3 protein-coding genes are annotated in these 8,929 nt (G+C 69.2%); all 3 read left to right on the top strand.

Annotated features, from left to right (window positions below):
* On the top strand, window positions 1-287 hold a 287-nt coding region (rplL, locus tag BN12_RS26155; RefSeq protein ID WP_048552898.1), incomplete at its 5' end, for a 50S ribosomal protein L7/L12.
* Between the two features lie 910 nt (window positions 288-1,197).
* On the top strand, window positions 1,198-4,683 hold the full coding sequence (rpoB, locus tag BN12_RS12475; protein ID WP_048552896.1) for a DNA-directed RNA polymerase subunit beta: 3,486 nt from the start codon (window positions 1,198-1,200) through the stop codon (window positions 4,681-4,683).
* A 109-nt stretch (window positions 4,684-4,792) separates the two neighbouring features.
* On the top strand, window positions 4,793-8,680 hold the full coding sequence (locus BN12_RS12470) for a DNA-directed RNA polymerase subunit beta' (RefSeq protein ID WP_048552894.1): 3,888 nt from the start codon (window positions 4,793-4,795) through the stop codon (window positions 8,678-8,680).
* Window positions 8,681-8,929 lie beyond the last annotated feature (249 nt).

Genomic DNA, 8,929 nt, shown 5'->3' with positions numbered 1-8,929 from the left:
CCGCCGCGCCCGTCGCGGTCGCCGCCGCCCCGGCCGCCGCCGGTGGCGACGCAGGCGCTGCCGCCGAGGAGGAGCAGGACGAGTTCGACGTCGTCCTCGAGGCCGCCGGCGAGAAGAAGATCCAGGTCATCAAGGAGGTCCGGACGCTGACCTCCCTCGGCCTCAAGGAGGCCAAGGACCTCGTGGACGGCGCCCCCAAGGCCGTCCTGGAGAAGGTCGACAAGGCTGCGGCCGAGAAGGCCAAGGAGCAGCTCGAGGGCGCCGGCGCCACCGTCACCCTCAAGTGAGCCCTGCCGGCTGACCGGCACCTCACCTCCGCGAAGCGGGGCCGTCGACACCACGTCGACGGCCCCGCTTCCGTATGTCCCTGCATCACCCGGGCAGCAGCGCCTCGGCACGTGCGGGGTTGTCGTGGTCGAATCCGTCGTCGGGGCCCGAAGAGTCCTTGTGGGGAAGCTGGCCAGAGTCCTGGGTCTGGTCAGCTTCCCCAGAAGGCCTCAACCTCTTCCTCCAGGCTCACTCGGCCCGTGCGCCGACCGAGAACCTCACGCCACGCGGCCATCCGCCCGAGCCGCGACAAGCCCACACCTGCCGCCGCGCCCGCACCCGGCTTCCGCACGTGCCGAGAAGATGTCGTCTTCTCGCGCTCTGGACGGCAACAACTCGGCACGTGCGGGGTTGTCGTGGTCGAACCCCTTCCTGGGCAGCAACAACTCGGCACGTGCGGGGTTGTCGTGGTCATCCGGCCGGTCCGACCACGACAAGCCCACACCTGCCGGGTCGGGTCGTCCGCTTCCCGGCCGGGAGCCCGACGCCGGGCGCGAGCGGCACGGAGCGCCGACAGCGAGCGGCCTGGAACGCCGACGCTGTGCGGCCCGGAGAGGGCGATAAGGCGCGTGGAGACGCGGGAATGCGGCCGGAACGCACCGGAAATGCCGCAAACGCTTGACCCGCGAGCGGTCGCGGGTTCATAGTGTGCGGGTCGTCTCGACGACTCCCCCCGACAGGGATGTGGGGTGGGGGTTGAGTTGTCGTGCGCAAGAGAGTATGCTGTCGCTTTGCGCTGCCCTCGTCCTCGATCCGCTCTTTCGTGAGTGTCCTTCCGGCGTGCCCCGTGCACAGGTGAGGAAGGTCGATCCCCGGGCCTGAGCCGCGTCGCCCAACCGAACGTCCGCTTTGCCAGTGGAAGGACCATCGTTGGCTGCCTCGCGCACCTCGTCCCAAACCATCACCTCTGCACGGACGGCCTCGGGTCGTCTGTCCTTCGCCAAGATCAAGGAGCCCCTCGAGGTCCCCGACCTCCTCGCCCTCCAGACCGAGAGCTTCGACTGGCTGCTCGGCAACGAGCGCTGGCAGGCCCGGGTGGCCGCCGCCAAGGCCGAGAACCGGGGAGACGTGCCCGACCGCTCCGGCCTCGAGGAGATCTTCGAGGAGATCTCGCCCATCGAGGACTTCAGCGGCTCGATGTCGCTGTCCTTCCGCGACCACCGCTTCGAGGAGGTCAAGTACTCCATCGAGGAGTGCAAGGAGCGCGACCAGACCTACTCGGCGCCGCTGTTCGTCACCGCCGAGTTCATGAACAACACGACCGGTGAGATCAAGAGCCAGACGGTCTTCATGGGCGACTTCCCGCTCATGACCGAGCGCGGCACCTTCATCATCAACGGCACCGAGCGTGTCGTCGTCTCCCAGCTCGTCCGCAGCCCGGGGGTCTACTTCGAGCGCACCCCGGACAAGACGTCGGACAAGGACGTCTTCACCTCCAAGGTCATCCCCAGCCGCGGCGCCTGGCTCGAGTTCGAGATCGACAAGCGCGACATGGTCGGCGTCCGCGTCGACCGCAAGCGCAAGCAGTCGGTCACCGTCCTCCTCAAGGCCCTCGGGTGGTCCGAGGCGCAGATCCTCGAGGAGTTCGGCGACTACGAGTCGATGCGGCTCACCCTGGAGAAGGACCACGTGTCCGGCCAGGACGAGGCGCTCCTCGACATCTACCGCAAGCTGCGCCCCGGCGAGCCGCCGACGCGCGAGGCCGCCCAGACCCTCCTGGACAACCTCTACTTCAACGGCAAGCGCTACGACCTGGCCAAGGTCGGCCGGTACAAGATCAACAAGAAGCTCGGCCTCGCCGAGCCGCTGTCGCAGTCGACCCTCACCATCGAGGACATCGTCGCGACGATCAGGTACCTCGTGGCCCTCCACGCCGGCGAGGAGACGATCCCGGGCGTCCGCGACGGCGAGGAGACCCGGCTGCGCGTCGAGGTCGACGACATCGACCACTTCGGCAACCGCCGCCTGCGCAACGTCGGCGAGCTCATCCAGAACCAGGTCCGCACCGGCCTGTCCCGGATGGAGCGCGTCGTCCGCGAGCGGATGACGACCCAGGACGTCGAGGCCATCACGCCGCAGACGCTCATCAACATCCGTCCCGTCGTCGCCTCCATCAAGGAGTTCTTCGGGACGAGCCAGCTGTCGCAGTTCATGGACCAGAACAACCCGCTCGCCGGGCTGACCCACAAGCGGCGGCTCTCGGCGCTCGGGCCGGGCGGTCTGTCCCGGGACCGCGCCGGCATGGAGGTCCGCGACGTCCACCCGAGCCACTACGGCCGGATGTGCCCCATCGAGACCCCTGAGGGCCCGAACATCGGCCTCATCGGCTCGCTCGCGTCCTACGGGCGGATCAACCCGTTCGGCTTCATCGAGACGCCCTACCGCAAGGTGACCGACGGCCGCGTGACCGACGAGATCCACTACCTGTCGGCCGACGAGGAGGACATGCACCTCATCGCCCAGGCGAACTCGGCCGTCGCGCCCGACGGCACGTTCGTCGACGAGCGCGTCCTCGTCCGCACCAAGGGCGGCGAGGTCGAGTACATCCCGGCCAGCGACGTCGACTACATGGACGTCTCGGCGCGCCAGATGGTCTCGGCCGCGACGGCGCTCATCCCGTTCCTCGAGCACGACGACGCGAACCGCGCGCTCATGGGATCGAACATGCAGCGGCAGGCCGTCCCGCTCGTCCAGAGCGAGGCGCCCCTCGTCGGCACGGGCATGGAGTTCCGCGCCGCCGTGGACTCCGGTGACGTCGTCGTCGCCGAGAAGCCCGGCGTCGTCGCCGAGGTGTCCGCCGACCTGGTGACCGTCGCGCACGACGACGGCACGAGCCGCACCTACCGGATCAGCAAGTTCACCCGGTCCAACCAGGGCAACTCCTACAACCAGCGGGTCATCGTCTCCGAGGGCGACCGTGTCGAGGCCGGCGGCCTCATCGCGGACGGCCCGGCGACCGACGGTGGCGAGATGGCGCTCGGGCGCAACCTGCTCGTCGCGTTCATGCCGTGGGAGGGCCACAACTACGAGGACGCGATCATCCTCTCCCAGCGCCTCGTCCAGGACGACGTCCTCTCCTCGATCCACATCGAGGAGCACGAGGTCGACGCCCGGGACACCAAGCTCGGGCCGGAGGAGATCACCCGGGACATCCCCAACGTCTCCGAGGACGTCCTCGCCGACCTCGACGAGCGCGGCATCATCCGGATCGGCGCGGAGGTCCGCGACGGCGACCTCCTCGTCGGCAAGGTGACGCCCAAGGGCGAGACCGAGCTGACCCCCGAGGAGCGGCTGCTCCGGGCCATCTTCGGCGAGAAGGCCCGCGAGGTCCGCGACACCTCCCTCAAGGTGCCGCACGGCGAGACGGGCACCGTCATCGGCGTCAAGGTCTTCGACAAGGACGACGGCGACGAGCTCGCCCCCGGCGTCAACCAGCTCGTCCGCGTCTACGTCGCGAACAAGCGGAAGATCACCGACGGCGACAAGCTCGCCGGCCGCCACGGGAACAAGGGCGTCATCTCCAAGATCCTGCCCGTCGAGGACATGCCGTTCCTCGAGGACGGGACGCCGGTCGACGTCGTCCTCAACCCGCTCGGCGTGCCGGGCCGGATGAACGTCGGGCAGATCCTCGAGCTGCACCTCGGCTGGGCCGCGAGCCGCGGCTGGCAGATCGAGGGCGACCCCGACTGGGCCGCGAAGATCCCCCAGGACGCGCGCTCGGCCGAGCCGGGCACCCGGGTCGCCTCGCCCGTCTTCGACGGTGCGGGGGAGGGCGAGATCGTCGGCCTGCTTGACTCGACGCTCACGACGCGTGACGGCGACCGCCTCATCGACGGCTCCGGCAAGGCGCGGCTCTTCGACGGCCGCTCCGGCGAGCCGTTCCCCGAGGCGGTGTCGGTCGGCTACATGTACATCCTCAAGCTGCACCACCTCGTGGACGACAAGATCCACGCCCGCAGCACGGGTCCGTACTCGATGATCACCCAGCAGCCGCTCGGCGGGAAGGCCCAGTTCGGCGGCCAGCGCTTCGGTGAGATGGAGGTCTGGGCCCTCGAGGCGTACGGCGCCGCCTACGCGCTCCAGGAGCTGCTCACCATCAAGTCCGACGACGTCAACGGCCGCGTCAAGGTCTACGAGGCGATCGTCAAGGGCGAGAACATCCCCGAGCCCGGCATCCCCGAGTCCTTCAAGGTCCTCATCAAGGAGATGCAGTCCCTCTGCCTCAACGTCGAGGTGCTGTCCAGCGATGGGCAGGCCATCGAGATGAAGGAGGCCGAGGAGGACGTCTTCCGCGCCGCCGAGGAGCTCGGCATCGACCTGTCCCGGCGGGAGCCGAGCAGCGTCGAAGAGGTCTGACAGGTGAGGTCGTATGCCATGCCTCGGCATGGCATACGACCGATCCGGCGACGACTACCCACCTGACAGACCACCAGCCTTACCAAAGAGTTACGAGAGAAGGAACCACGTGCTCGACGTCAACTTCTTCGACGAGCTGCGCATCGGCCTCGCCACCGCGGAGGACATCCGCGCCTGGAGCCACGGCGAGGTCAAGAAGCCCGAGACGATCAACTACCGCACCCTCAAGCCGGAGAAGGACGGCCTCTTCGGCGAGCAGATCTTCGGCCCGACCCGCGACTGGGAGTGCGCCTGCGGCAAGTACAAGCGGGTCCGCTTCAAGGGCATCATCTGCGAGCGCTGCGGCGTCGAGGTGACTCGGGCGGCCGTGCGCCGCGAGCGGATGGGCCACATCGAGCTCGCCGCGCCCGTCACCCACATCTGGTACTTCAAGGGCGTCCCGAGCCGCCTCGGGTACCTCCTCGACCTCGCCCCGAAGGACCTGGAGAAGGTCATCTACTTCGCGGCCTACATGATCACCTCCGTCGACGAGGACCAGCGGCACGCCGACCTGCCCTCGCTCGAGGCCCAGATCGAGGTCGAGAAGAAGGAGTACGAGAACAAGCGCGACGCCGACATCGACGCCCGGGCCAAGAAGCTCGAGCTCGACATGGCGACGCTCGAGGCGGAGGGCGCCAAGTCCGACGCCCGGCGCAAGGTCCGCGACCAGGCCGAGCGCGAGATGAACCAGATCCGCAAGCGCGCCGACCAGCAGATCGAGCGCCTCGAGCAGGTCTGGGACCGCTTCAAGAACCTCAAGGTCCAGGACCTCGAGGGCGACGAGGTGCTCTACCGCGAGATGCGCGACCGGTTCGGCCTCTACTTCGAGGGCGGCATGGGCGCGGCCGCGATCCAGAAGCGGCTGGAGACCTTCGACCTCGAGGCCGAGGCGGAGTCCCTCCGCGAGGTCATCGCGACCGGCAAGGGCCAGCGCAAGACCCGGGCCCTCAAGCGGCTCAAGGTCGTCTCGGCGTTCCAGACGACGACGAACCAGCCCTCGGGCATGGTCCTCGACGCCATCCCCGTCATCCCGCCGGACCTGCGTCCGATGGTCCAGCTCGACGGCGGCCGGTTCGCGACGTCCGACCTCAACGACCTCTACCGCCGCGTCATCAACCGGAACAACCGCCTCAAGCGGCTGCTCGACCTCGGCGCGCCGGAGATCATCGTCAACAACGAGAAGCGGATGCTCCAGGAGGCCGTCGACAGCCTCTTCGACAACGGCCGCCGTGGCCGCCCCGTCACCGGGCCGGGCAACCGGCCGCTGAAGTCGCTGTCCGACATGCTCAAGGGCAAGCAGGGCCGGTTCCGCCAGAACCTGCTCGGCAAGCGCGTCGACTACTCCGGCCGCTCGGTCATCGTCGTCGGCCCGCAGCTCAAGCTGCACCAGTGCGGGCTGCCCAAGCAGATGGCGCTGGAGCTGTTCAAGCCGTTCGTCATGAAGCGGCTCGTCGACCTCGACCACGCCCAGAACATCAAGTCCGCCAAGCGGATGGTCGAGCGCCAGCGCTCGGTCGTGTGGGACGTCCTCGAGGAGGTCATCACCGAGCACCCGGTCCTGCTGAACCGGGCGCCCACGCTGCACCGCCTCGGCATCCAGGCGTTCGAGCCGCAGCTCGTCGAGGGCAAGGCCATCCAGATCCACCCGCTCGTCTGCACGGCGTTCAACGCCGACTTCGACGGTGACCAGATGGCCGTCCACGTGCCGCTGTCGGCGGAGGCGCAGGCCGAGGCCCGCATCCTCATGCTCTCCTCGAACAACATCCTCAAGCCGGCCGACGGCCGTCCGGTGACCATGCCGACCCAGGACATGATCATCGGGCTCTACCACCTCACGAGCGAGGTGGCCGACGGGCCGGGCGAGGGCCGGGTGTTCTCGACGGTCGCCGAGGCCCGGATGGCCTACGACGCCGGCGACATCCTCCTCGGCTCGAAGGTGCGGATCCGCCTCGACCACGTCGTCCCCACGCCGGGCACCGTCCTCGGCGAGGGCGTCGAGGTCGACGACGAGGGCTTCCTCGCGACGTGGCTCGTCGAGACGACGCTCGGGCGCGCCCTGTTCAACGAGACGCTCCCGGAGGACTACCCCTACGTCAACGACCAGGTCGACAAGAAGCGGCTGTCGACGATCGTCAACGACCTCGCCGAGCGCTACAGCAAGGTCCAGGTCGCGGCGAGCCTCGACGCGCTGAAGGAGTACGGCTTCCACTGGGCCACCCGGTCCGGCACGACGGTCGCCATCTCCGACGTCGTCACGCCGCCGCGCAAGCTGGAGATCCTCGAGGGCTACGAGTCGAAGGCCACGAAGGTCCAGACCCAGTACGAGCGCGGTCTCATCACCGACGACGAGCGCCGCCAGGAGCTCATCGAGATCTGGACCCAGGCGACGAACGAGATCGCCAAGGAGATGGAGGCCAACATCCCGCGGGACAACACCATCTACCGGATGGTGTCCTCCGGGGCGCGCGGTAACTGGATGCAGCTGCGCCAGATCGCCGGCATGCGAGGCCTCGTGTCGAACCCGAAGGGCGACATCATCCCGCGGCCCATCCGGGCGAACTTCCGCGAGGGGCTGTCGGTCGTCGAGTTCTTCATCTCGACGCACGGGTCCCGCAAGGGCCTCGCGGACACCGCCCTGCGGACGGCGGACTCCGGGTACCTCACCCGGCGCCTCGTCGACGTCTCGCAGGACGTCATCATCCGCGAGGACGACTGCGGCACCGAGCGCGGCCTCGTCATGCCGATCGCCGTCACCGACGAGCGCACCGGCACCCGGTCGCTGTCGGAGGAGGTCGAGACCTCGGTCTACGCCCGGACCCTCGCCGAGGACGTCGTCAAGGACGGCGAGGTCCTCGCGGAGGCCGGCATCGACCTCGGCGACGTCGTCATCGGGGCGCTCTTCGCCGCGGGCGTGGACACCGTCCGGGTCCGGTCGGTCCTCACCTGCGACAGCAAGGTCGGCACCTGCGCGAAGTGCTACGGCCGCTCCCTCGCGTCGGGCAAGCTCGTCGACATCGGCGAGGCCGTCGGGATCATCGCGGCCCAGTCGATCGGCGAGCCCGGCACCCAGCTGACGATGCGGACCTTCCACACCGGTGGTGTGGCCGGCGACGACATCACCCAGGGTCTGCCGCGTGTCGTCGAGCTCTTCGAGGCCCGCACCCCCAAGGGTGTCGCCCCGATCGCCGAGGCCTCGGGCCGGGTGCAGATCGAGGAGACCGACAAGGCGCGCCGCATCCTGCTCACCCCGGACGACGGCTCCGAGGAGCAGGCCTACCCGGTCACCAAGCGGGCCCGGCTGCTCGTCCACGACGGTGACCACGTCGAGGTCGGCGACCGGCTCACGCAGGGCTCCATCGACCCCAAGCAGGTGCTGCGCATCCTCGGCCCCCGAGCCGCGCAGAAGCACCTCGTCGACGAGGTCCAGGCCGTGTACCGCCAGCAGGGTGTGTCGATCCACGACAAGCACATCGAGGTCATCGTCCGGCAGATGCTCCGCCGGATCACGATCCTCGAGTCCGGCGACGCGGACCTGCTGCCCGGCACGATGGCCGAGCGGGGCCGCTTCGAGGAGGAGAACCGTCGCGTCGTGTCCGAGGGCGGACGGCCGGCCGCGGGCCGGCCCGAGCTCATGGGCATCACGAAGGCGTCGCTCGCGACCGACTCGTGGCTGTCGGCGGCCTCCTTCCAGGAGACGACCCGGGTCCTCACCGAGGCCGCGATGGAGGGTCGCTCCGACCCGCTGCTCGGCCTGAAGGAGAACGTCATCCTCGGCAAGCTCATCCCGGCCGGCACGGGCCTGCCCCGCTACCGCAACATCGCGGTGGAGCCGACCGAGGAGGCCCGCCAGGCGATGTATGCGCTGCCGAGCTACGACGACTACGCCTACCCGGTCTTCGGCCCGGGCTCGGGCGAGGCGATCCGGCTCGACGACGCGGAGCTCGGCCTCGACATCTGAGGTCGCCGTCCGTGAGGGGCGGGTATGCGGCGGGGCCACCCGACCGCCTACCCGCCCCTTCGCATACCCATCCGTCCGCCTGCCCCGTCGTAGGGTCGGATGCCGTGGACGTCGACACCTCGCCGGTCACCGTCGCGCGCGCGGACACCCCGCACGGCGAGGTCGTGCTGCGCCGGCGCGGGCCGGTGCTCGAGCTCATCGTCGACGGCGCCTTCGCGATGGACACCGTCGACGTCTCGACCGAGCGCG

It is taken from the genome of Nostocoides japonicum T1-X7, assembly GCF_001046855.1.
In the GTDB taxonomy this organism is placed as follows: domain Bacteria; phylum Actinomycetota; class Actinomycetes; order Actinomycetales; family Dermatophilaceae; genus Nostocoides; species Nostocoides japonicum.
This window is presented reverse-complemented; position numbering and strand designations above follow the sequence as displayed.